Here is a 22,561-nt window from a genome sequence, read left to right as displayed (position 1 = left end):
CTATACTTATTTGATCGCAGTCCCGTATATATGAGGACGGATCGGAAGAAAAAACGTGGGTATAGAAATCGTTTCGATTGTTAAACTCGAAAATCCGGCGTGATTCAAAGTTTGATTCGTGTCTCGGTTTAAGTGACAACCTTCAAAAAGCCACTTCCAAGGCTTCAAAACGATCTTTTGAATCCATTCAAGGAAAGATCCGCGTTCCGCCGCAACATGCTCCAAGAAAACGAATTTTCCTCCCGGCTTCAATACACGTTTCACCTCTTTTAAAACTTGATCGGGTTTTTCAACGGTGCAAAGAACCCAGCTACAGACCACTGCGTCCACGGAAGAATCCGAGAAAGGTAATTTTTCCGCGGATAAATTCATCAGCTCCAGTTTGACCGAATACGTTTCCGAATTCTTTTTCAAACGAGAATGCATTCCTAGGTTCGGCTCGACGGCAAGTAAAGTGGTGCCCGGCTTAAAATATCTCAGATTCGAACCCACACCCGGACCGAGTTCGACCACGGTATCGGGCAACTCTTCAAAAAGATCTCTTTTGATCTTTCGATATTTGTAATGTATATAGTTTTGTAGAGTCTGAAAAATAAAGGCGTTCACGATGCTTAAGGTAGGCGTCTTTTGTACACACATAACAAGATCCTCTTTGTTTTGATTGTATTCGAATTTTATAATTCTTTTTTGTTTTCAGGATTCCAATTTCCCGGAACCATCCAAAGCGCCTCGGAATAGGCTACGCATTTGTGATCCGATATCCGATAGATGGCTGTCCCCGCAATTCTCTGTCTGCGATTTCTTCCGATTTCCCAGGCTTGGATCGCATAAGAATATTCCGAAACGATACTTTCCAACAATCGTCCTCGTAACTTTGCTAAAACGATCAAAGTCGGATCCACGTAAGAAACGGCAAAGCCTCCGGGACAATCCAGAGCCGCCCATACGATTTCGTTGCGAACTTTTCCATCGGGCCCGCGTAAATCCTTCCAAGGTTTCCACATAGCTCCGTGCAGATGGGTAAAACCGACTTGATCCGATATTTTTGCCGGAAAGATCCGCATCCCGTCTTCGTGCCTTCGGTTCGGACCGCATACGAAACAAGTTGGAAAAGGATGTTTTTGAAATCCTAAATATTCCTCCTTCGGATTTTGAATGTCTTCTATAGAGGAAGAATTCAATTCGGGAACGTCCATATAAAATCCGGAATCCTCTTGCGCTTCGGCGATCACTTTGTTCGCGCCTTTACTCAATAATTTAATTCCGGATTGATTCGGATCTCGCGAATAGTACAACGCTTCGTTCAACGGAGCGGGCGCCCTAATTTTGATCACCGCCGCTTCGTTTTCGATTTGATTGGCGGTAATACCCGCGACATATCCTCCGTTTCCGCTCATAGGAGGTCCGCAATATTTTTCGTTGATTTCAACACTTTCAAAGTCAGAAATGGATGAAGTTTGTTTCATAACGTTTTGTGTATATCCCGAATGAAATCGGTCAACGTATTTGGTTCTGTGAAGAATCGCCGATCTCATTATTTGCTTTTGGTACAAAGCATTTTTAGGAGGCGCATTGTATGAGCGTGCAACCTGAAAAGATCGTACACTTACTTTCGGGAATTTCGGAAAGAATCTTCTTCAGTCTCTCTTTGAGTTACGAAAAAGAGGGATATAAGGATATAAGTCCTCCTCAAGGAGCCGTACTCTGCGCTCTGCGGAATCAGATGCCGGAGTCCATGACTTCCATCTCCAAAAAAATTTTTAGAGATAGATCCACCGTTACGCAGCTTGTTAAAAAATTAATCGCAAAAGGTTACGTAGAAAAATTCAAAAGTATAAAGGACTCGCGCGTTTCCGAAATCGTACTGACCGAAAAAGGTAAAGCGGCGAGATCCGCAGTCATTCGTTCTTCGAGAAAGATGTTCGCGAAGATTTATAAGAATACGACCTACGAAGAAAGACGAATTCTGATTTCTTTGCTGGAAAAAGTGGATTCCGGAAGTTAGAGTTTACGAGAAAAATAGGAATCAAAGAATCTTCGATAGGAAAGATAGCGAACGAACGATTCCGATCCGGGTCGAAAGAACCGAATCGGAAATATTCTAAGCCTTAGGAATTTTAGGCATTTCTAATGGATGGGATTCCCCTTCCAAGGATTTCAGAAACTCGATCAGATCCTTTTTCTCTTCTTCGGTGATCGCCGAAGGTTTGAGAAGAGGATCCTCGATCGAACCCTTCGATCCGCCGTTTACGAAATGGTCCACGACGTCTTCCAGTTTCGTAAATTCTCCGTTGTGCATGAATTCGTTCTTTTTACTCACGTCCCGCAGACTCGGAGTCCGCACGGTTTGCGTAATTCCTTTCAATCCGGTAGTATGTTTTTCCGAATCGGAAAAGTTCGGGCCTTTGTGACACTGAGAACACTTCGCTTTGTTCATGAATACGTCGAGCCCGCGCTTTTGAGCAGGAGAAAGAGCGGATTCCTCGCCCATCACGTAACGATCAAACTTGGAATTTTTGGAAACGATGGTTCTTTCAAAAGCGGAAATCGCCTTTACGATCCGATCCATCGTGATCCCGGGGGAACCGAACGACTTTTCGAAAAGTTCGCGGTATTCGGGAACCTGATTGAGTCTTGCGACGATCGTCTTCTCGTCCTTGAGCATAACCGCCGTGTGAACGCGTTCCTTTACGATCTCTTCCAGATCGTTCGCCTGTGGATCGGTGAATACGTCCTTATATAAACCTACGTTCGTCAAAGAAGGAGCGGAAGAATTATGAATCTTATTGCGGGGAACGGAATTCTTCTCTTTGTTTTGAAGTTCCACGGAATGACAGATCGCGCAGTTCGTATCCCCTTTGAGTGAAAGTCGCTTATCAAAATAGAGCAGTTTTCCCAATTCGACCTTGTCCTTGTTATAAGGATTGTTGTTGGGATGAATTATGTTCTTAACCACAAAACCTTCCAGTTCGGCTTTTTGAACCGGTTCTTTGCAGCCGCTAAACGCGAATAGAAGCGAAATCAGAAGAAAAATGGACAAAATCCTAAGCATATGGACCATCCTGGGTCAATGTTTCGAACGGGAACTTCTTCTGTCAATTCGAATTTAGAACAATTCTGATTACATATTTCGAGTTAAAAAGAAAGACGCTTTTTATAGCTCACAATCCGACGCGATTTATGAAAGAAAAAATTTCATTCTTTGTCACACGATCCTTAGGATCTGCGTCTTCCTTTCAGAACAGGAGGCAAACATGTCGAAAATCAAAACCGTACTGATCGCAGGCGGAGGTTACGCAGGGATCATCGCAGCCAATCGTCTTGTCAGAAAAAAACTTCCGATTGAGATCGTATTGGTCACCGCTCAGGAAACGTTTCAGGAAAGAATACGAAACCACCAACTGCTCGCGGGAACTCTCAAAAACACGTATACCGTACGATCGCTTCTTCATAAAAACGTAAAACTCGTAATCGAGAAAATCGCAAAGATCGAACCGCAATCCAAACGCGTGGTTCTCGAAAGCGGTTCCGTTTTGAAATACGATCACCTCGTGTATTCTCTCGGAGTGCAGGGATCATCCGCTGCAAAAATCAACACGGACGTTTACTTTCGAATTTCGGAAGCGGAAGAATGTGCGAAGTTGCACGAACTTCTAAAATCGAATCCGAACGCGAAGATTACCGTTCTCGGAGCCGGTTTGAGCGGAATCGAAACCGCCGCTGAACTTGCGGAGAATTTTCCGAACCTTCAACTGACGCTCGTGGACGCAAATCCTCTGGGAAAAGGTTTTTCCGTTCCCGCACAAAAAAAGCTGAGGGAATTTTTCGAAAATAAAAACGTAAGAATTTTAGAACATTCTAAAATTATGGAATACAAAGACGATGCGCTCGTAACCGCGGATGGGAAAAGAATCGAACACGATTTCTGCGTTTTATCGAACGGACTTTCCGCTTCCAAAGTGGGAGGGCAATCGGGCCTCAGAACCAATCCGATCGGTCAGGTTTACGTAAATCAATTCCTCGAAGTCGAGGATTATCCCGAAATCATCGGTGCGGGCGATTGTGTGCAAGTGGTTTCTTCCGGTTACGATCATTTGAGAATGGCTTGTGCGACCGCGCTTCCGATGGGAATCTACGCGGCGGAAAGACTTTCGCATCGACTCGGCGCGAAATCCAAAAAAGGAATCGCACCCTTCTCCCTCGCTTATCTGGGAAGAAACGTAAGTCTTGGAAGAAAGGACGGAGTAATCCAAGAATCCGAACCGGACGATTCCCCTACTTTGAAAATCTGGACCGAACGAAGCGCCGTATGGATCAAGGAATTGATTTGTAAATTCACGATCCTTTCGTTCCGACTTGAAAAATGGTTCGATTTTTATTTCTGGAAATCCTTTCCTGAAACCAAGGAAGAATACGGAACCGCCGTTCTTGCGACCGAATCGGAGAAATGATCGTGGATAGACTCGGGCAATTTTTAGAACACAAGTCTCTCGTTTTCGGGATCGCGTATCGAATGACCGGAAGCGTCAACGACGCGGAAGATATCGTTCAAGAATCGTTTCTACGTTGGGAAAAATCAGGTTCCAACGAAATCCGTTCACCGAGAGCCTTCTTATCCACGATTGCCACGCGTCTATCCCTCGACACACTTCGCAAAGTGAAAAACAAACGAGAAACCTATATCGGGCCTTGGCTGCCGGAACCGATTCCGACTTCGCCCGAAATCGAAGAGCCGGATCCGGAAACGCTGGATCTGGCCTTTCTCCATCTATTAGAAAAATTGAATCCGATTGAACGCGCGGTATTTATCCTGCGCGAATCGTTCGAACTGGATTATAAAATCATCGCGGAAGCCGTTGGAAAAACGCAGGAAAATTGCAGACAAACCCTCAAACGCGCGAAGGAAGCTCTGAAATCGGATCGAAGGAAATTTTCACCCGATAAGGAAACGAAACGAAAGCTGCTTCATAATTTTCTTTTGGCTTCTTCCAAAGGACAACCGGAACTTCTTCTTCCGTTCTTAAAGGAAGAAATCGTTCTTTGGTCGGACGGAGGCGGTAAGGTTCACGCAGCGAGAATTCCTCTGTTCGGAAAGGAACGAGTGGCCGCCTTTCTCATCCGTACTTCCAAAAATCCTGTGTATACGAATACGGAACTTTATTACACGGAAAGCAACGGAGCCGAAAGTCTCCTCGTTTACAAGGACGGAAGACCCGTGTATCTCAGAACGTTTCTGATCGACGAAAACGGAATCAATTCCATCTACACGATGTTAAACGAAGATAAGCTTCAGGCGTATCGAAATCGGAAGGAGCTTTTAGAAAAGAAAATCATCGTTCCTCTCGAATTTTTTCTCCTGTTTCCGAAAACTTCACTCAACAACCCGAGTCCTCCCGTTTGGACCAAACCCTTGTTGAAATTGGTTCACTGGGCCATTACCCGAAAAAAGTAGATTATCATAGGATAATCGGATTCCAGGCGCTTCGAACGCCTAGCATCTTGACTTTTTTCCGTTCCCGATCCAAACTCGAGCGTATGAAAAATCGAATTCGTACCGCAGCGATCTTTATGATCGGATGGATCATCGCGTGTTCGGGAGGACAGGAAATGCAAACCGCAATCGAAGAACCAAGAACCGTTTCCAACGAAAAGCCGAGCGGGTATATCCAAACCCGCATGGGAAGCGTGGCTTACTGGATCCAAGGAAAAGGAAAATCGATCGTATTGCTTCATTCCGCCGGACCGGGACACGAACACCGCGACTTCGACGCCGTGATTCCTACATTAGAAAAATATTATAGGGTTATCAGCCTCGACTGGCCCGGTCACGGACAATCCGGTTCTCCGAAACCGTTCGATTCCGCATCCGCCGTCGGATACGCGGAGATTCTCTCTGAAATCGTCGAAAAACTCGCACCCGAAGGAGCCGTTTTTATCGGCAATTCGCTCGGCGGATTCGCTTCGATGAAAATCGCATTAGACAAACCGAATTTAGTGAAAGGTTTGATTCTCGTCGATACGGGCGGGCTCAACGACCCCGATTTTAAGACGAAAATATTCGTAAAACTGATGAGCACCCTTTGGTTTACGAACGCGACTTGGAATTCGTTTCCGAACTACTACATCAAAGTCGAAAACGAATATACGAAATCCATTTTGAATCGAATCGGAGAGAAAAAGGAAATTGACGGTTCTCCGAACATCCGGGCCGCAATTTGGAAAAGTTTCGGAGATGAAAGACACGATCTACGAGAAAGGGTTTCGCAAATCGCGGCGCCTACTTTGATCGTGTGGGGGAAAAACGACCCGGTCATCGTTCCCGAACTCGGAGAAAGGCTGCATCAAAAGATCGTCGGTTCGAAACTTGTGTTTTTAAAAACGGGTCACGTTCCGTTTGCGGAAGATCCGAAAGGATTTTTAGAAGCCGCACTTCCGTTTTTACGATCGATTCTCTGAATCCAATCGAAGACGGTCGCCTTCCCAAAAAGCGTCCGTCTTTTTGCTAATACAAAGACGATCCGAACGATCGTCGATTCGTTTTGGAAAATTCTTTCCGACCTCGTTGTGATAAGATTCGGAAAAAATTACGAGAGAAATCGCGATAAAGGTAATACTCTCCTTCAATAATCATTGCCAAAAATTTCTTTCCCGCTTCACTCAATCGAGTGGACGATTTTGAAGTCAAAGAAGACAGCGCGGAGTGGTGGACGATTTACGAAAAAGTGAATTCCATCTCTCCGATTCCGATCGAAATCTGGAGACGAGCCGGTCTTGTTTATTCGATACGGGATCTGTCATACGGAGATTTTTTAATCCGACAAGGAAAAGTTCCCACCGAGTTCGCCTTCGTATTTTCCGGCGTATTGCGGGAATACTATCTCACATCCGATGGGAACGAATATATCAAGAGTTTCAATTTCCCCGGAGAATTTACGGGCTCTTATTTCGATCTTCTTTCCGGACAACCCTCGACCTGCAATATACGCGCGATCACCGATTGCAAAATCGCCGTCGCAAATTTTTCCGAACTCGCTTCCTTGTTTGAAACTCATATCGCTTGGGAAAGATTAGGCCGCATAGTTGCGGAAAATTTGTTTCTAAAAAAGGCAAAGAGAGAATACGAACTTCTCGCTTTGAACGCGGAAGAAAGATACGAGCTTTTGAAAACGACATACCCGAATATCGAGGAGCTGATCCCTCAATATCATATCGCTTCGTATCTCGGAATTACCCCGGTTTCTTTGAGTCGGATTCGTTCGAAAAATCGCATTTAACAGAAAGCATACTTCAAAACAAAAAAAGGCGCCCATTCAGGACGCCTTTGCGAATCGCACTCTTGCCGCGATCATACGCGGCAATCTGTGTGAATTCTTATTTTGCGGATGCCGCCTCGCGGATAACGTAAGCTGCGATCTCGTTCTTTTGAATCTGAGTCGTTCCTTCGAAGATACAAAGAATCTTCGCGTCTCTCATCAGTTTCTCAACAGGATACTCTTTTGTGTAACCGTATCCACCGAAGATCTGAACCGCATCCAGAGCGCATTTCATTGCGGTTTCGGAAGCGTGCGCTTTTGCGATCGCGGAATACTTTGGAAGTCTTGGATCTTCCGCATCGGACATTCTTGCAGCAAGGTAAGTAACTTGACGAGAAGTTTCAAGACCGATCGACATATCCGCAAGCATGTGCTGAACCGCTTGGAAGCTGGAGATCTTGGATCCGAACTGCTCTCTTTGTCTTGCGTATTTGGATGCATAGTCAAGAGCCGCTTGAGCGACGCCCACTCCCATCGCAGCAACGTAAGGACGAGAAGCGTTCAGAGTTTGAAGTGCGTAAATAAATCCTAAGTTTTCTTTTCCGATCATGTTCGCTTCTTCAACGGCACAATCTTCGAAGATGATCTGACGTGTATCGGATGCACGGATTCCGAGTTTGTCTTCTTTCTTACCGACGGTCAAACCGGGAGTGTCTCTTTTAACGTAGAAACAGCTAACACCTCTGGTTCCTCTTCCTTTATCGGTATATGCAAATACTGTATAAGCTCCTGCGCTACCACCGCCGGTGATCCACTGCTTGGTTCCGTTGATGACCCACTTATCGCCTTTCTTAACGGCAGTCGTGCTCATGCCGGGAACGTCCGATCCTGCGCCGGGCTCGGAAAGACAGAAAGAAACTCCGTATTCTCCGTCAACGACCGGAGGAAGCCACTTTTTCTTTTGCTCGTGAGAAGCTCCTTTTAAGATAGGAAGGATTCCAAGACCAGTATAACCGAAACAAAGAGAGATTCCGAGACATCCTCTGGAAAGTTCTTCGGTCACGAGGCACTGTTCAACGGAGCCGAGTCCCCAGCCGCCGTATTCTTCAGGGATGGTCAAACCGTTGACTCCCAGTTCTTTTCTCATACGATTGATGAGTTCTTCGGGATGTTTATTTTCTTCGTCCCAGTGGATCGCTACTTCGTGTGTGATTTCTTTCTTCACGAAATTACGGATCTGGTCTCTGATTTCGATCTGCTGTTCGGTAAATTCCTGGTACATCGGTTTGTCCCTTCTTACGAGAGTGTTCTGATCCTACTTTTTTTTTAACGGCGATTAGATCAAACCAAAATATAGGGGAAAAAACCGAGTGTAGGGTTGTTTTTCTCCTTTTTTATTCATTCTAAATTTAGAATTTTCTAACGAAGAATTCCCCCTCGGCAAACGAAAATAAAACCGTTCTTATCTGATTGTTTTCCAAGAACGAACGTTCTGTTTCGATTTTCAAACTATTCGATCTTGGAAAAATATTTCGATGTCTTTCCTATTTCAAAGCGCGTTCAAATCACTTTTTCCTTTTTCATCGTTTCGATTTCTTCCGCCGAATAGCCCAAGGATTGATAGATCGACGCATTATGTTCCCCGTGATTCGGAGGGTCCAAACGATACGTGACCGGAGTTGCGGAGAAGGGAAAAGGCGCTCCGAATTGAAAGTAATCGCCGTATTCGGGATGTTTTTTATCCAAGATCATACCGCGCTCCTTTAGAACGGGATCTTTGCTGACTTCTTCCATCGTTTTAACGGGAGTTAAACAGGAATCCTCGTTTTCAAAAATTACATTCAAATCTTCGAATGTTTTCGACGCGAAATAAGAAGTGAGAATCTCCTTCCATTTGAAGAAGTTCTTTTCCTCCGCGGGAATTTCTTCGAGATGTTTGTCGAGTCCGGATTGACGCAGAAAGGTCTTAAAGAACATATCTTCCAAAGCCCCGAGCGCGACCCATCGTCCTTCCTTGGTCTGATAAACATTATAATTCGGTAATTTACCGGAAAGAAGTTCGTTCCCGCCTTCCGGATTTTTTCCGGTCGCAGCAAAGATTCCTCCGTATAAGGAAAGAAACGGAAGCGAAGAATCCATCATGGAAATCGCGATCTTTTGTCCCTTGCCCGTTTTTTCTCTCGCATACAAAGCCGCCAAAATCGAAGAAAGGGCGGTCATCGTTCCTCCTCCGATATCGGCGAGTTGATATCCCGGAATCTGAGGAGTTTTGCCCGTCTGCGAAAGAACTCCCGAAAGAGAAAGATAGTTCACGTCGTGTCCCGCAAAGTCCCTGTATTTCCCTTCGGTTCCGTATCCGTAGATTCCGCAATAAATCAATCGAGGAAAACGTTCCTTCAAGTCGTCGTAACCGAGTCCCATTTTTGCGAGTCCGTCCGGACGGAATCCTTCCAAAAGTATATCAGCATCTTCTAATAGTTTAAAAAGAATCTCTTTGGATTTTTCTTTTTTGAGATTGAGAGTGATCGCTTTTTTATTTCGGTTTAACATCAAAAATAAAGAAGGAGCTCCGTTCGCTTTCTTAAACATCACGCGAGTCGCATCCATCGCCCTCGGGTTTTCGATCTTGATCACATCGGCTCCCATATCTCCCAAATACATGGAACAGAGCGGACCGGGAAGAAGAAGACTCAAATCGATTACTTTCACTCCGGAAAGTGGACCTTTGTTCATTTAACGACAACCTCTCAATGAAGAATCTTAACCCATAGAGAGAAAAAGAAAAAATAGAGATACCTTTTTTTGAGACGTTTTTTCGATTCCGACGGCGATTCTCTCCGATAGATTCGCGTAAAAATGCGGACGTTTCCTTTGAATTCGCCGACTTAATACTACTTTTTTTGGAAAAAAGAAATTTCCTGGAGCGTTTTTTCCTATCGTAATTTTTTACGGAACGATTATTCTGGAAACGTTCGTTCGGATCCATGCAATGATTTACAGAATTCTTTTCTTATTCTTCTTTATAATCTCCTGTTCCACCGAACCGGTCTATAACCCGAGCATTCTGATGAGTCCGGCGTGGTTTGAAAACACGGTCCTCGATTGTATTCTCAAAGAATGTTATCTATGCAGAATGAAAGTGACGAACAATCCGGTCGTTACGGTTTTTGCCGGAACCGGCGCGGCCTCCAGCGCCGACGGACATATCTCTACGGGTTCGTTCCAAAACCCTTTCGGAATCGAATTGGATTCGTTCGGAAATATTTACGTTACGGAACAGACGATAAACAAGGTTCGCAAAATCAGCACAAGCGGAATGATCACGTCTCTAAGCACAAGCTTCACGTTAGGCGATCCGGCCGGTATCAAATACGATTCCGCCACCGGAGATAAATACGTTTCGTGCAAAAGCAGCGCGCAGATTTACAAGATCAACGCGTTGGATCAATTCAGTTTGTTTGCGGGGAGCCCCGTCGGCGCCTCAGGATTACAAAACGGGGACAATTCCGGAGCATTGTTCAACGGCCCCTTCTTTATGGATTTCGACCGAGAAAGGAATTTATACTTGGGAGAACTCGGCAATCACGACATTCGAAAATTCAATCTGAACTTTCAATCGGTCAGCACGTTGTCGGGCAGCTCCTTGGGATATCAAGACGGCGACGTTTTAACGGCCTTATTCAAATCTCCGATCGGCGTCGTTTACGATCGCAAAAAGAATTCTCTATTGGTCGCGGACATTCAAGATCATCGAATTCGCAAGATCAATCTGGATACGATGCAGGTTTCCACACTGTTAGGAACGGGGACGGGAGCGAGCGTGGATGGAAACGGAACAAGCGCTTCTTTCAACGGCCCCGCCCATATTGCGTTGGACAACAGTGATACGATGTTTATATCCGATTCGACATCGAACAAAATCAGAATCGTTGATCCGGATCTAAACGTAACCACGATTGCATATACGTTCCAAGCAATCGGCGTGATTAAGATCGACTGTGCCAATCAAAGACTTCTTGTTGCGGATTCGACTGCCAATCAATTGTTCGAGGTGAGATTTCAATAGAGAAAACGGGAGAATTCTCCCTATCAACACGATTGTCGATTCGTGATCAGCGTTACGATAATCCGTTCTTTTTCGCAATCAAATGCGATTAAGACTTCGCTTCGAACATGTTGGCTGCACAAAGCCAAACACCCGCCATAATCAAAACGATTCCCGCCCATTGCGGCCAAGTCAGCCTTTCTTTAAATGCGATGGAGGAAACGATCAACACGATGATAAAACCCGCGCTCGTAAAAACCGGATAAGCGAGAGAAAGTTTTAAACCCTTTCCTAAAACGAAACGATAGCCCAACAGAGCCAGCCCGAACGAAGCTAATCCGCTGATAAAGATCGGATTGAGAATCACTTGAAGAACACCTGCTATACCTTCGGGTTTTTCACTCGCATCGCCGAGAGAACTCGCCTTAATGAGAATGTTAGCCAAAGCGTTAAACGCAAGAGCGATGATAAAAACGATAAGAACTTGAATCTGCATAAGAAGCTCCGGTTTTGGCTTTACGAAAACCACTTCACCGAAGGAGTTGGAAAGATCAAGGTCAAATCTCTCCTTTATGCTCAGAAAAACCTTTTCCTTTCGAGGACTGAATCTTTCTTATATCGATACGAAACCGGATTCCAAAAACGATCGGGTAGTTCTTCTCTGTCACGCGAACGGATACAGCGCGCTTACGTATCGATATTATATCGAAGAACTTTCCAAGACGCACCGAGTGATCGCGCTCGATTTTGCGGGCCACGGGGAATCCGATTCGACTCTCGATTTTAAGAATTGGTATTTCTTTCGCGATCAAGTTCTTGCGTTGATCGAGGCCGAGAACTTGCGGGATATTATCGGAGTCGGTCATTCTCTGGGCGGCGCGAGCCTTATTCTTTCTTCCTATCATTCTCCCGAAAAATTCAGGAAAGTGATTGCAAACGACCCTGTCGTATTAGATTTTTTGAAAGTAACGTTTTCCCGTCTTTTTCACAATCCTCTCGCAAAAGTCGCGATTAAGCGAAGAAGGGAATTTAAGAACCTCGAAACGGTTTCCAAACTCTACAAACGCACGCCTTCTTTTTTGAAGATGGATACCGAAATCTACGACGACTACATCCAAAGCTGCTTTCGAACCGGACCGAACGGAGAAGCGATTCTGCGCTGTTTACCGGAAGTGGAAGCGAAGATCTTCGATTCCGTAAGTTATTTGAGTTTGTTTCAATACGGAAGAATCAAAACGGAAACGCATATCACGATTCCGGAGCCCCACGAGGTTTGTTCTCCGAAAGGAGCGAAACGAATTCAATCCGGAAACTCGAAATCGACTTTGGAGATATGGCCGGGAACGACTCACTTCTTCCCCTTTGAGGAAAAACAAAAAACTCTGCAAAGAATTTTAAACGTTCTCTAAAAGGAAAGTTCGCAATTCTTACACGCGGGTTTCCACAATAAGAAACGGAAAACCCCGAGTGATTAAAGTCTCGAATCGTATTTTTTTGAAATCTTCTCGTCCAAAGAAAGGAATTCATTTCCCATCAAGATGCGTTGGGAACTCGACCTCTTTTGCAATCTTGAACTCTCTATTGTTTCTTTAGCAAGGAAATGTAAACGAAATCATTGGATCGATTGTTTCAATCTCTCGATAAGCGAATCGTAATTGCTCGACATACTTTGACAAACTTGAGCGTTCGCTTCCACCAAACCCGCGCTTTCCAATAAAACGGCGACTAACTTTCTTCTTCCCGAACGATATTGGTCTTGATCCGCAGAAGGTAGACCAGGCTTTCCAAGAGCCTTCCATTTTTCACATTTCGGTCCCAGGTCGGCGCAGATTCTCGCCTCCAAATCCGAACAAGGCTTGCAGCCCACCACACCGACCGATAACAAGGCGGCGAGAAATATCAATTTTTTCATACATTGCTCCAAGTAGAAAATCTTCATTTGGTTCATTCGCTTAGAATACACGTTATGCGAAACCTAATTGCGTTTTCTTTTTAGGAATCGCCTTACTTTTGGGACAACGTATCGATAATCCAAAACTCAGCAAATGATTTTTGATTCATTGACAAGTTTTAGATCAATTCCGACTAACGTTCCATAGAAACAATATCAGAACTCAAAGCAAATAACGAGAAGGAGTCCATTGAAATTTATAAATAATGAGGAAGGATCTATAATTCTTAAAGATTTGATCGTTCCGCAGACAGGTATAAACTATAATTTGAACAGACGTGTAAGAAAAGTATTCGATCGAAACAAAAGATCACTATAGCCAAAACTGAATCGGAATATTTTTCGCAAGGGATAAACTGAGGTGCAATGTTCACGGAGTTCACATATCGATAGTTAAAGTCCATCCTAGAATATCGATATGTGAACTTAAAATCAGATCATTGGCCGCCGAAATAAATTTTATAGTTAATCGTAGTGTCAACTGCTCGCCCATCTACCATACCGGTGACTTTTACGTGTTCTTCCAGAACACCTCTGAATCTCCCGGTTTGATATTCCGTTCGCGTATAAACGGAATCGTTTCTCGTAAACGTAATATCGAACGCAGGAAACAAAACGCCGTTGATCGAATAATTGGAAGACTGAACACGATCCGTTCCCGAGTTAATGGAAGTAAACACGTTTCCGGTAGTGGACGTATTGAATCTTTGATTTAAGGATCGATTCAAAGTCCCGTTGTAAATGACAGGAACCGGAATCGCAACTCCATTGGGACCGATACCGATCGAGTTCTCCTTACAGTTATCATAGCTCCAGAGTAAATCATTCCCCGTATTGCCGGTCGGACCTCCCGTCAAAGTACCATTGATAGTTTGTGTTCCGCCTAATTGACAAGCCAGCGTGATGACTGCAGCAAACGGGTTATAGGCTGGATCAACATCTCCTAACGATTTATTTGCGGATGAAGTGGCATCTGCGGGCAAAGGATACAAAGCTGAAAAAAGTTGAGTAACTTGTGTATTCAGTTTTTGATCGGAACTTGCTTGCGTTAGAAGTGCGAGTACCGCCAAATCTCCGCTATCATCTTTTTCTTTTTGACCGCAAAAGACGGTTCCAAAGATAGCTAACGCAACCAACATGAATTTTATATTTCTCATCATAGATTCTCCTTTATGCAAATCTATGGATGAATACGCTTCGTTCGAAGAGGCTCGCCAAAAAAAGATTCTATTTCTTAATTTTACTTCCTAAGTTTTTTACGGAGATTATTTTATTAACGTTTTTTGAATCAAAAGAAAACAATTCTATCCGTAGAACAACATTTTAAAAAATCCAAGTAACCGCGATGGAAGAGGTATTACCACCGTCGCTCGTAATCAAACGTACGCTTCGAATATTCCCTTCGATTAAAGTCGATTTACTCAAAACGATGTCTAAGGTCAAAACTGCAAGCAATGCGAACCCGTAAAAATTCCTTTGTCGATTGAATTCGGAATCCTCCATCACGTGGCCGCGCTGCGTAACAACATAATGCGGGGCCTGAAAATTAAAAATCAAAACAGGAAGGTTATTCGCGCTTGCATTCAAACCCGAATTAAAGCTCAGAACCCAAGGGATCATTGCTTCTGAGGAAGGGCCGAAGGGCGCTCGAAAGTAAGACTCCGGTTTAGCAAAAAATTCAAAACCTTTATACAAAAGATACAGTTCGGAAAACGCAATCAAACCACCCGTCGCTTTCACTTTGTAATCGTCCGAAAGTAAAAGCGGGGACCAACCCGGAATCAGCGCTTGCAAACGGTAATAACGATTCTTCTTTTTAGGTTCTGCGACCACCGATGTCGCATTATTTTCTACCGGCTCCGCGGTTTTCGAAGGCAACGATTCCGGGGAAAGCGGCGCTGTCTGCTGCGCTTTTACCGTAGAATGGTCCTCTAATTTGGAAATTTTTTCTTTCCGAAGTCCTTTCGAATCCCGCTTGGCGGGGAATTCGGGCAAAATAGACTCAACCTTTGAAAAATCGATGATTTGCGTTTCTTTTCCGATTCGAACCTCGACCAAATTGCCATTCTTCATCGTAATCTTATCGGCTTTGATTCGTTTCCCGTCTTTAAGTATTAGAACGTCCGCGTTCAAATCCGGAGAAAACGAAAGCTGAAGGAAAGAAAGAAGAGTAACGAAATAATATTTTTTGTCAATGCGGGGAAAAATTTTGGCAAGCATACAAACGTCCATTCGTAGTAAAACTTGGAAGTGCTTCTCCACGGATGAGTGTAAAATTAGACAACGTTGAATACCTGTATAAGAGTTACTACAATAAACTCAAGTTTTTCTTTCTAAAGTCCGGAATCACCAACGAGACTGCGGAAGAATTATGCCAGGAAACTTTTATCAAGGTACACAACCATCGTGAACGATTCGATTCAAGCAAAGGATCGGAAAGCACGTGGGTATATTCGATTGCGAGAAACGAGTTAATCGACTACTTTCGGAAAAGTCGAAAAGAAAAAGACCTCGTCGAATTTTCTTCTTGGGAGAATTTAGTTTCTTCTTACGAAACCTCGGCGTATAAGATGGAAGAAGAGAAACTTTTATTAGAAAAATTATCGAAATCCATTCATTTACTTAAGGAACCTGAAAAATCGATCGTGATTCTTCATTGTATACATGGGAAGTCCATCGCGGAGACGTCTTCCCATACGGGAATCGCTCAGAGAACCGTTAGTAGAAGATTGGTTTCCGCACTAACGCTTTTAAGAGCCGAATTAAGAACGTCCGGAATCGACGGAAGCTGGCTGCAAGGAGGAAAAGAATGAACGAAAAATCAAAACGAATTCTGCTTCAGCTTTTCTCCAACTCGTCTAGCGCGGAAAAACATTCAGAAGATCTAATAAATGATTCCGAGGCGCAAAGGGAATATTTCGAATTGATGCGTGTCAAAACGCTTTTGAGTTCTGTCGATCCGAATCAATTCCCGATACCTCCTAAGAATAGGATTTCTCCTTGGAAGAAAACCGGAGCATTTTTATTGGCGGCCGCGTCTCTATTTGTCGTTTTTGGAATATTCTTGTTTTATCAAACGAGAGAAGATTCTTACAAAATCGCAGTAAACTTGAAAGCAAGTCAGGGAATTTGCGAACAAAACGCCCCCTCGAATTCTCAAATTGAACTGGCTACAAAGAATCAATCCTATTGTGATCTGACGTTGGACGGACTCGGAACCTTCTCGCTCCGACTCTTTCCGAACACTCTCACATCGATTGAATCAAAAGGAAAAACGCTGAGAATTTCCGTTCACAGCGGTTCTCTCTTGTTTTCTTCCGTCCGCAAACAGGAAGGGATCTCGGTCGAGGCGAACAGTCCTCATATCCGTTCCGTCTTACTGGGAACTTCGTTGTTGGTTTCCGCGATTCCGGATAAAGAAAGAATTCTTTTGATCGAAGGAAAAATTGAAGTTCAATCTATAAACGCGGCTGAAACGGGAGAAGTCATCCGAATGGATGCAGGATCGATCGCGGAAAGCGCAATCGATTCTTCGCTGAACGCACCTACTGCGATCCAGATCGGCCCGTTATCGGCCAAAGAAGAATCCGTTCTGCGCGCCCAGCTCGATTCCTTGCAAAAAATTCGGGAGAACAAGTCGCTTAACAAATACGAACCGACGGATTTGGATTCCTTCCAAAAGATCGAGGAATCGGAACAAAAATCCTCCCGTCCCTTTGTTCAAATCACGACGAAGGACGGAAGGATCAAAGAAGGTTATTTGATCGAGATCGGAGATTATTACACGATCAGCACGATCGACGCCGGACAGATCCGAATTCCACGATCCTCCATCGTCGAAATGTCCACTCTAAGAAAATAATCGCTTAACGTTGATTTGGCGGAATTTCAGAAAGCTTCTTTACGAAGGCCAGATGTTCCGCCGCATTCACGGGTCTGAATTTCTTTTTGGCGCTGGCCGGATATTTTCCGAGATAATTCCCCCCTTTCCAATCGCGTACGGGTCGAATCGGACGAGGAACAAAATTTCCGCCGCAGTTCGGACAAATATCCATCAGATATTTTTCGTTGCAGGAAACGCAAAACGTACATTCGAAGGAACAAATCAAAGCTTCCGTCGATTCGGGAGGCAATGGTTTCTCGCAATTTTCGCAGATCGGTCTAAGTTCCAGCATAAGCACCTCGATTCAGTTTCCAATGCATAGACATGGGTTCGATTACGGCCGAAACCGTCTAAGCATAAACCGCAAAAAAGTGGAAATGAAAACAAGAATCTTCCATTTATGATTTTACAGTTTTGGCGGTCTTACTAATATTGGATTATCATTAGCAATAATTTAGAATGATCGGCAAAGGTCTCAAATCAGGATTTTTCGTTCTTCTGCTCGTCGTTTCGATGGGAAGGGAGTTCCATACCCATGCGGAAAAAGAAATTTCCAAACTTTCTCATGAATCCTACGCTTCCCAGCAGGAAACGAAAGCGCCTCAGACTTGTCCGATCTGTCAGTTCCAACGGGAATCCCATTCTTCCTGGAACCCCGATTTTTTAATCCGAAGTTCTTTTCCGGTTCTGCAAACGGAAGAATTTCCTTTTCCACCAATCTTCGTTTTATCCTTTGATCTCGATCCGATCCGCTTAGGCCGCGCGCCCCCTCTTTCGCTCCCTCTTATCTAAAGAATTCGATTTCATTTCGTTTTGATCGATTAGGACGTATGTCCGGGAGTTTCGCTTGAAAAAGCAATTACAGTATTATTTTAGAATATTCTTATTTTCTATTTTTCTTTCACCGTTTTCTATTTTCGCCTTAGACGTCGCTTTAACGGGAAGCGTCAAAGATAAGGAAGGAAATCCTGTTCCCAACGCTCGAGTTCTCATCCAGGAATCGAGAAAAAGCGCGGTTAGCGACGACAAGGGAGAATTCGTGTTGGACCACGTTCCTCCGGGGAAATACACGTTGATCGCGATCGCGAGGGGATATCATTCCGAATCCCTCTCCGTTACGATCGGGGAAAAGGACCAGAAGATCCAATTCGCATTAGCAAAAAGTTCCCTGGACGAATCGGCGATCAACGTCACGGCAAAGTCAACGATCTCGGACTTTTTGACTTCTCCTCAACCGATCACGGTTTTGTCGGGAAGGCAACTTGATCGGCAACGAGGCGAAACCGCGATGTCCGCGATCAACAACACTCCCGGGGTTTCCAACCTAACCACGGGCGCCGGAACTTCCAAACCGATCATCCGGGGTTTGACGGGACAAAGAGTTCTCGTCATGACCGACGGAATCCGTCAGGAAGAGCAGCAGTTCGGAGACGACCATACGGTCGAATTAGACGCTTTTAATATTCAGAAAATTGAAATCATTCGCGGTCCGGGAAGTTTGCTCTACGGATCGGACGCTCTCGGAGGCGTGGTAAACGTAATCCGCGACAAAGCCCCTCTGAGCGGAGAAGGCGTTCCAAGAATGGCCGGGGTTTTCAACTCCAACAGCTATTCGAACAACAAACAGGACGCGGGGAACTTCGCGGTCTTCGGAAACATAGACGGTTTCGGTTATCGCGCCAGTTCGAATACTCGTAAAGCGGGAAGAATCACGACTCCGAACGGAACGATTCCGAACACGGGTATGATCGAAAAAAACCAAAGCGCTTCCATCGGTCTCGACGGCAAATGGGGGAACTTTTACGTGGATTCGTTTCGAAGGGAACAAACCCAGGATTTATTCGACAATCCGAACGAGAATCCCGGCTCCACTGTGCACCAAAAACTTCTGCATGAAAAATCACATTTTCATTCTTTTCTAATATTCTCCGCCGGAAATCTGGAGCTCGACTTTTCCTATCAAAGAAACAACCGTAGAGAAATCGAATCCAAAAACAAACTTCTTCCGATCAAAGACGTTCTTTTGGACGAATCCGTGGACGTTTTCGACAAATCATTTCAATATTATCAGGCAACTTCCCGGGCGAAATACCAAGGATTGAATCTTTTTCTCGATACGGCGACCGCGGATGCGAAGTTCCATCACAAACCTATATTCAATCTTTTGAAAGGAACCTTCGGCGTTTCCGGTTTGGAACAGAAAAACAGAACGATCGGAACCGAACCCTTGATTCCCTCCTACGGAATCGTGAACGTGGCCGGATATTTTCTGGAGGAACTCAAACTCGGTTCGGTCACTTTGAGCGCGGGAGTTCGAGGGGACAAACGATCTGCGGATATCCGCAACAACGCGGCTCTCGGAATCACGGAACAAACGAAAAATTATTATGCGACAACGGGTTCCGCGGGTCTCGTCTGGAGAATCGACAAATCGTTTTCGACGATTTTAAACTACGGCCGCGGTTTCCGCGCTCCTACTCCGTTCGAACTTTTTTCCAACGGGGTCCACGAAGGAACCGGAAAATTCGAAATCGGAAAGGACGCCCTCAAACCGGAATATTCGAATAACTTGGATTTGTCGTTCCGATACGGGTCTTCCCGGATTCAAACCGAGATCAGCGTATTTCAAAATCACATTCAAAATTTCATATATGCCGCAAGCATCGCGGAGATCGATCCGGAATCCGGTCTTCCGAAATACAAATACAAACAGGGAGACGCGATGCTCCGAGGGGGAGAATTCTCGATCCAAGCCGAAGTCACCCGTAAACTCGTTCTATCCGGCGGGATCGATATCGTTCATGCACGCAATCAAAACGACACGAACCCTCTTCCGAGAACTACGCCGAACCGCGCGCGCGCCGGTCTTCGCTGGACGGAAGAATCCCTTTGGGGCATGAAGAATTTCTACGTTTCGATCAACGGAAGGTTTTACGATTCTCAATACCGTGTCGATCCCAAAGAAACCCCGAGCAAGGGTTACAATCTTACGGACATCGGACTCGGTTTCGAACTTCCGTATTTCGGAGACGGGACGTCCAAACCGACCGTCGATCTCAGCGTGCAAAACGTATTCAACGTCGCTTACGTGGATCATTTGAGCCGTTATAAAGACTACGCCCTGAACCCGGGAATCAACGCGATCCTCAAAGTCTCGTTCCCGTTTACGGTCATTCAATAGGAGAAGAAGAAAATGAAACAGTATATTCTAATATTCTTAATTGTTCCGGTTTTATTCTGTCAAAAGGACAAGGAAGAATACGATCGAGATCAGGCGATCCGTCTTCTTGCGAGCGCGTTCAACGAAACGAAAGCGGATTGCGTCTATTGCACGGACACGCAGGCCTTTCAAGGCAACTGCACTTGTTTTACGGAAATTCCCGTTTGGAGCTGTCAGGGCTATTCTTCCGGAAGACAAAAATCGAACTCGATCAAGGTTTCCTGCGCCGACTTGACTTCCAAAGGAATTTGGACAGGAAGCACGGAAGTTTCGGAAGATCCGGACGCACCGAAAGCGACGGAGGCCAAATCTTGTTCGTATTTGACTTGTCCTCCGGAAGTGTATCGGGCCGCATTCACCCCGGACGGAATTTAAATTTCTCGCGATCGCAGAATTGTCGGAGTTCCGACTACCTTGTCGTGATAGGAGCCGGCCCCCACCCGAAACTCAATGTGTCGCTTCCTATGGGTCGCTCCACAGGGTGGAGGTGATGACGAGCGATCCATAGAGAGCGAGGCGCTGAGTTCAACTTCGTGGGAAAACTCCGGACAAATCCGCTCTATCAGAAAAAGCGTATATTCTCAATCGCAAAACGATTATCTTGTCGGAACATTCTCGACGAAATCCAAAAACCGATTTACAATTTCCGCTCCGCTTACCGCAATGAAGTATATCATTTCACACGGAGCCGTTTCTTATCATGCCTTACGTCAACTTACAAGTCGCAGGTCCTCTCACTCGCAAACAAAAAGAAGAGATCGTTAAAGAGTTTTCCGAAACGTTGCATCGAGTCGCGGGAAGACCTCCCGAAGTCACTTACATCGTCATCGAAGAAGTCGCAAAAGAAAATTGGGCGGTCGGCGGAAAACTGCTCGAATAATCTCCGCTTCTTTCGTTAAACAAACAGGAGCCGGGACTTCTTGTCCCGGACGAATCTATGTCCACGATCTTATTCTCCATTTCCAAATTAGCCACGCTCGTCTTATTTCCTTTATCCTTGGTTCTTCTGATTCTTTTGTTCGTCGGGGCGAGACTGAGAACTTGGAAAGAAAAATTCTCCGTTTGGATTCCGGTCCTATTTCTTTGGATCTTATCCACGAGCACGGTTTCGCAAACGCTCATCCGATCTTTGGAACTCTATTATCCTCCGGTTTCTTTGGAAAAAGTTCCGAAGGCCGACGTAATACTCGTGTTAGGCGGTATGGTTTCCACTTTGAGCATTCACGACGAACCCGTGGAATTGTATAATTCCGCCGAAAGACTCACCGAAACCGTCCGTCTTTACAGAGCGCACAAGGCTCCAAAAATCCTCTTTTCCGGAGGCTCCGGTAATTTATTTTACCAGGAAGTTCCCGAGTCCGAACCCGCGGGCCGTTTTCTAAAGCAGATGGGAATCCCGGATTCTTCCCTGATTTTGGAATCGAAAAGTCGGAACACCGCGGAGAACAAGAGTTTTGCGGTGGAGCTACTCAAAGAACGCGGTTGGACTTCCGTCATTCTAGTGACTTCTTCCTTTCATATGAAACGTTCGGTGGAAATCTTTCAGGAAAAAGGGATCACGATCATCCCCTTTCCTACGGATTTTAGAACGCAGAAGGCGGTTTTGACCCTGGACAACTTTTTTCCCTCCACTTCCTGTCTCGAAAACTCCACGATTTCGATCAAGGAATGGATCGGAATTCTCGTTCATAAGATCAAGAATTCCTGAACTTCGATCGGTGCGGAACAAAACGGGGATAATTCCACTTTTCTCCGTCCATCCGCTCTGATTTCATGGTCTAAAACAGAAACCAAATCGGAACTTATACGATGAACATCAAATTTACGGTCCTCGCAGGGATCATTCTCGTTTCCCTCGGCTCCATCGCTTACTTCTCCTCTAAGGAAACTTCCTATACCTTACTCGACGCTTCCGAACTCGCCGCTTCTCCCGCAAAATACCAAGACGATCTTTTGAGAGTGAGAGGATTCGTGAAACTCGGCTCCGTGGTTCGCGAAGGCAAAACCGCAAAGTTCATCTTAGAATTCAACGAAAAGCAAATCCCCGTTTTTTTTACGGGAGAATCCCTTCTCCCCGACGCGTTTAAGGAAGGAACCCGTGCCAGAGTCGACGGTTACATGAAGGACGGTGTTCTCGTTTCCGATCACGTGGAAGCGAAATGCGCCTCCAAATACGAAGCCGATTATTCGGAAGAAAACAAGTAAAAAG

At 45.0% G+C, this 22,561-nt stretch carries 25 protein-coding genes; 15 read left to right on the top strand and 10 right to left on the bottom strand.

Annotated elements, in window-relative coordinates; all coding sequences use genetic code 11:
* Positions 1-6: 6 nt before the first annotated feature.
* Together DLM76_RS09435 and DLM76_RS09430 are read right to left on the bottom strand one after the other, a co-directional pair.
* Positions 7-639, bottom strand: a complete 633-nt coding sequence (locus tag DLM76_RS09435; protein WP_118955570.1) for a class I SAM-dependent methyltransferase — start codon at positions 637-639, stop codon at positions 7-9.
* A gap of 35 nt (positions 640-674) precedes the next feature.
* Positions 675-1,466: a hypothetical protein gene (locus tag DLM76_RS09430; RefSeq protein WP_147455788.1), complete on the bottom strand. Its 792-nt coding sequence runs from the start codon at positions 1,464-1,466 to the stop codon at positions 675-677.
* Between the two features lie 110 nt (positions 1,467-1,576).
* Between DLM76_RS09430 and DLM76_RS09425 the strand changes: the two genes are divergently transcribed.
* Positions 1,577-2,005, top strand: a complete 429-nt coding sequence (locus tag DLM76_RS09425) for a MarR family winged helix-turn-helix transcriptional regulator (RefSeq protein ID WP_118955572.1) — start codon at positions 1,577-1,579, stop codon at positions 2,003-2,005.
* Positions 2,006-2,101: 96 nt separating this feature from the next.
* On the opposite strand, the gene DLM76_RS09420 is transcribed toward DLM76_RS09425, so the two are convergent.
* Positions 2,102-3,052, bottom strand: coding sequence for a cytochrome-c peroxidase (locus DLM76_RS09420; RefSeq protein ID WP_118955573.1), 951 nt, complete (start codon positions 3,050-3,052; stop codon positions 2,102-2,104).
* Between the two features lie 202 nt (positions 3,053-3,254).
* On the opposite strand from DLM76_RS09420, the gene DLM76_RS09415 reads away from it, so the two are divergent.
* The 4 genes from DLM76_RS09415 to DLM76_RS09395 all read left to right on the top strand — a co-directional run bounded on the left by DLM76_RS09415 (position 3,255) and on the right by DLM76_RS09395 (position 7,274).
* Complete coding sequence (locus tag DLM76_RS09415; RefSeq protein ID WP_118965044.1) at positions 3,255-4,451, top strand: NAD(P)/FAD-dependent oxidoreductase; 1,197 nt, start codon at positions 3,255-3,257, stop codon at positions 4,449-4,451.
* Between the two features lie 2 nt (positions 4,452-4,453).
* Positions 4,454-5,452, top strand: a complete 999-nt coding sequence (locus tag DLM76_RS09410; RefSeq protein WP_174714580.1) for a sigma-70 family RNA polymerase sigma factor — start codon at positions 4,454-4,456, stop codon at positions 5,450-5,452.
* Between the two features lie 155 nt (positions 5,453-5,607).
* Entirely contained in the window at positions 5,608-6,456 is an 849-nt protein-coding gene (locus DLM76_RS09405; RefSeq protein WP_118965266.1) for an alpha/beta fold hydrolase, read from the top strand.
* 209 nt (positions 6,457-6,665) lie between these two features.
* Positions 6,666-7,274 carry a Crp/Fnr family transcriptional regulator gene (locus DLM76_RS09395; RefSeq protein ID WP_118955577.1) on the top strand — a complete coding sequence of 203 codons (609 nt, stop codon included), beginning with the start codon at positions 6,666-6,668 and terminating at the stop codon, positions 7,272-7,274.
* Positions 7,275-7,371: 97 nt separating this feature from the next.
* Here the strand turns inward: DLM76_RS09395 and DLM76_RS09390 are convergent, their stop codons facing one another.
* Together DLM76_RS09390 and DLM76_RS09385 are read right to left on the bottom strand one after the other, a co-directional pair.
* A complete protein-coding gene (locus DLM76_RS09390) occupies positions 7,372-8,535 on the bottom strand; it encodes an acyl-CoA dehydrogenase family protein (RefSeq protein WP_118955578.1) in 1,164 nt (387 codons plus the stop codon).
* Between the two features lie 278 nt (positions 8,536-8,813).
* Positions 8,814-9,914 (bottom strand): CaiB/BaiF CoA transferase family protein, encoded by a 1,101-nt coding sequence (locus DLM76_RS09385; protein ID WP_346725440.1) that lies wholly within the window; start codon positions 9,912-9,914, stop codon positions 8,814-8,816.
* 328 nt (positions 9,915-10,242) lie between these two features.
* Between DLM76_RS09385 and DLM76_RS09380 the strand changes: the two genes are divergently transcribed.
* Positions 10,243-11,319, top strand: a complete 1,077-nt coding sequence (locus DLM76_RS09380; protein ID WP_118965041.1) for an NHL repeat-containing protein — start codon at positions 10,243-10,245, stop codon at positions 11,317-11,319.
* An 88-nt stretch (positions 11,320-11,407) separates the two neighbouring features.
* Here the strand turns inward: DLM76_RS09380 and DLM76_RS09375 are convergent, their stop codons facing one another.
* Complete coding sequence (locus DLM76_RS09375) at positions 11,408-11,794, bottom strand: DMT family transporter (RefSeq protein ID WP_118955581.1); 387 nt, start codon at positions 11,792-11,794, stop codon at positions 11,408-11,410.
* 76 nt (positions 11,795-11,870) lie between these two features.
* Between DLM76_RS09375 and DLM76_RS09370 the strand changes: the two genes are divergently transcribed.
* Positions 11,871-12,707 (top strand): alpha/beta fold hydrolase, encoded by an 837-nt coding sequence (locus tag DLM76_RS09370; protein ID WP_118965040.1) that lies wholly within the window; start codon positions 11,871-11,873, stop codon positions 12,705-12,707.
* Between the two features lie 203 nt (positions 12,708-12,910).
* Here the strand turns inward: DLM76_RS09370 and DLM76_RS09365 are convergent, their stop codons facing one another.
* From DLM76_RS09365 to DLM76_RS09355, 3 genes are all read right to left on the bottom strand, one after another.
* Entirely contained in the window at positions 12,911-13,210 is a 300-nt protein-coding gene (locus tag DLM76_RS09365) for a hypothetical protein (RefSeq protein ID WP_118965039.1), read from the bottom strand.
* A gap of 476 nt (positions 13,211-13,686) precedes the next feature.
* Positions 13,687-14,409 (bottom strand): sigma factor SigX-regulated lipoprotein, encoded by a 723-nt coding sequence (srp, locus tag DLM76_RS09360; RefSeq protein ID WP_147455787.1) that lies wholly within the window; start codon positions 14,407-14,409, stop codon positions 13,687-13,689.
* Positions 14,410-14,572: 163 nt separating this feature from the next.
* Positions 14,573-15,469: a hypothetical protein gene (locus DLM76_RS09355; protein ID WP_118965037.1), complete on the bottom strand. Its 897-nt coding sequence runs from the start codon at positions 15,467-15,469 to the stop codon at positions 14,573-14,575.
* Positions 15,470-15,513: 44 nt separating this feature from the next.
* On the opposite strand from DLM76_RS09355, the gene DLM76_RS09350 reads away from it, so the two are divergent.
* Both DLM76_RS09350 and rsx read left to right on the top strand, forming a co-directional pair.
* The gene (locus tag DLM76_RS09350) at positions 15,514-16,062 is read left to right on the top strand and encodes an RNA polymerase sigma factor (protein WP_118965036.1); all 549 of its coding nucleotides are present in this window, start codon (positions 15,514-15,516) and stop codon (positions 16,060-16,062) included.
* Positions 16,059-17,111 carry an LIMLP_03685 family anti-sigma factor gene (gene rsx, locus DLM76_RS09345; RefSeq protein ID WP_118965035.1) on the top strand — a complete coding sequence of 351 codons (1,053 nt, stop codon included), beginning with the start codon at positions 16,059-16,061 and terminating at the stop codon, positions 17,109-17,111. Before DLM76_RS09350 ends, rsx begins: the two co-directional genes overlap by 4 nt.
* 4 nt (positions 17,112-17,115) lie before the next feature.
* Here rsx and DLM76_RS09340 read toward each other — a convergent pair whose 3' ends face one another.
* Positions 17,116-17,424 carry a DUF1272 domain-containing protein gene (locus DLM76_RS09340; protein ID WP_118955591.1) on the bottom strand — a complete coding sequence of 103 codons (309 nt, stop codon included), beginning with the start codon at positions 17,422-17,424 and terminating at the stop codon, positions 17,116-17,118.
* A gap of 167 nt (positions 17,425-17,591) precedes the next feature.
* On the opposite strand from DLM76_RS09340, the gene DLM76_RS09335 reads away from it, so the two are divergent.
* From DLM76_RS09335 to DLM76_RS09310, 6 genes are all read left to right on the top strand, one after another.
* The gene (locus DLM76_RS09335; RefSeq protein WP_118955592.1) at positions 17,592-17,924 is read left to right on the top strand and encodes an LIC10965 family protein; all 333 of its coding nucleotides are present in this window, start codon (positions 17,592-17,594) and stop codon (positions 17,922-17,924) included.
* A 55-nt stretch (positions 17,925-17,979) separates the two neighbouring features.
* Positions 17,980-20,313 (top strand): TonB-dependent receptor, encoded by a 2,334-nt coding sequence (locus DLM76_RS09330; protein WP_118965034.1) that lies wholly within the window; start codon positions 17,980-17,982, stop codon positions 20,311-20,313.
* A gap of 12 nt (positions 20,314-20,325) precedes the next feature.
* A complete protein-coding gene (locus tag DLM76_RS09325; RefSeq protein ID WP_118965033.1) occupies positions 20,326-20,727 on the top strand; it encodes a hypothetical protein in 402 nt (133 codons plus the stop codon).
* A 325-nt stretch (positions 20,728-21,052) separates the two neighbouring features.
* Positions 21,053-21,232 carry a tautomerase family protein gene (locus DLM76_RS09320; RefSeq protein WP_118955595.1) on the top strand — a complete coding sequence of 60 codons (180 nt, stop codon included), beginning with the start codon at positions 21,053-21,055 and terminating at the stop codon, positions 21,230-21,232.
* A 57-nt stretch (positions 21,233-21,289) separates the two neighbouring features.
* Positions 21,290-22,060, top strand: a complete 771-nt coding sequence (locus DLM76_RS09315; RefSeq protein WP_118955596.1) for a YdcF family protein — start codon at positions 21,290-21,292, stop codon at positions 22,058-22,060.
* Positions 22,061-22,161: 101 nt separating this feature from the next.
* Positions 22,162-22,557 carry a cytochrome c maturation protein CcmE domain-containing protein gene (locus DLM76_RS09310; RefSeq protein WP_118955597.1) on the top strand — a complete coding sequence of 132 codons (396 nt, stop codon included), beginning with the start codon at positions 22,162-22,164 and terminating at the stop codon, positions 22,555-22,557.
* Positions 22,558-22,561: the final 4 nt, after the last annotated feature.

The organism is Leptospira yasudae (assembly GCF_003545925.1).
Taxonomy (GTDB): Bacteria; Spirochaetota; Leptospiria; order Leptospirales; family Leptospiraceae; genus Leptospira; species Leptospira yasudae.
This window is presented reverse-complemented; position numbering and strand designations above follow the sequence as displayed.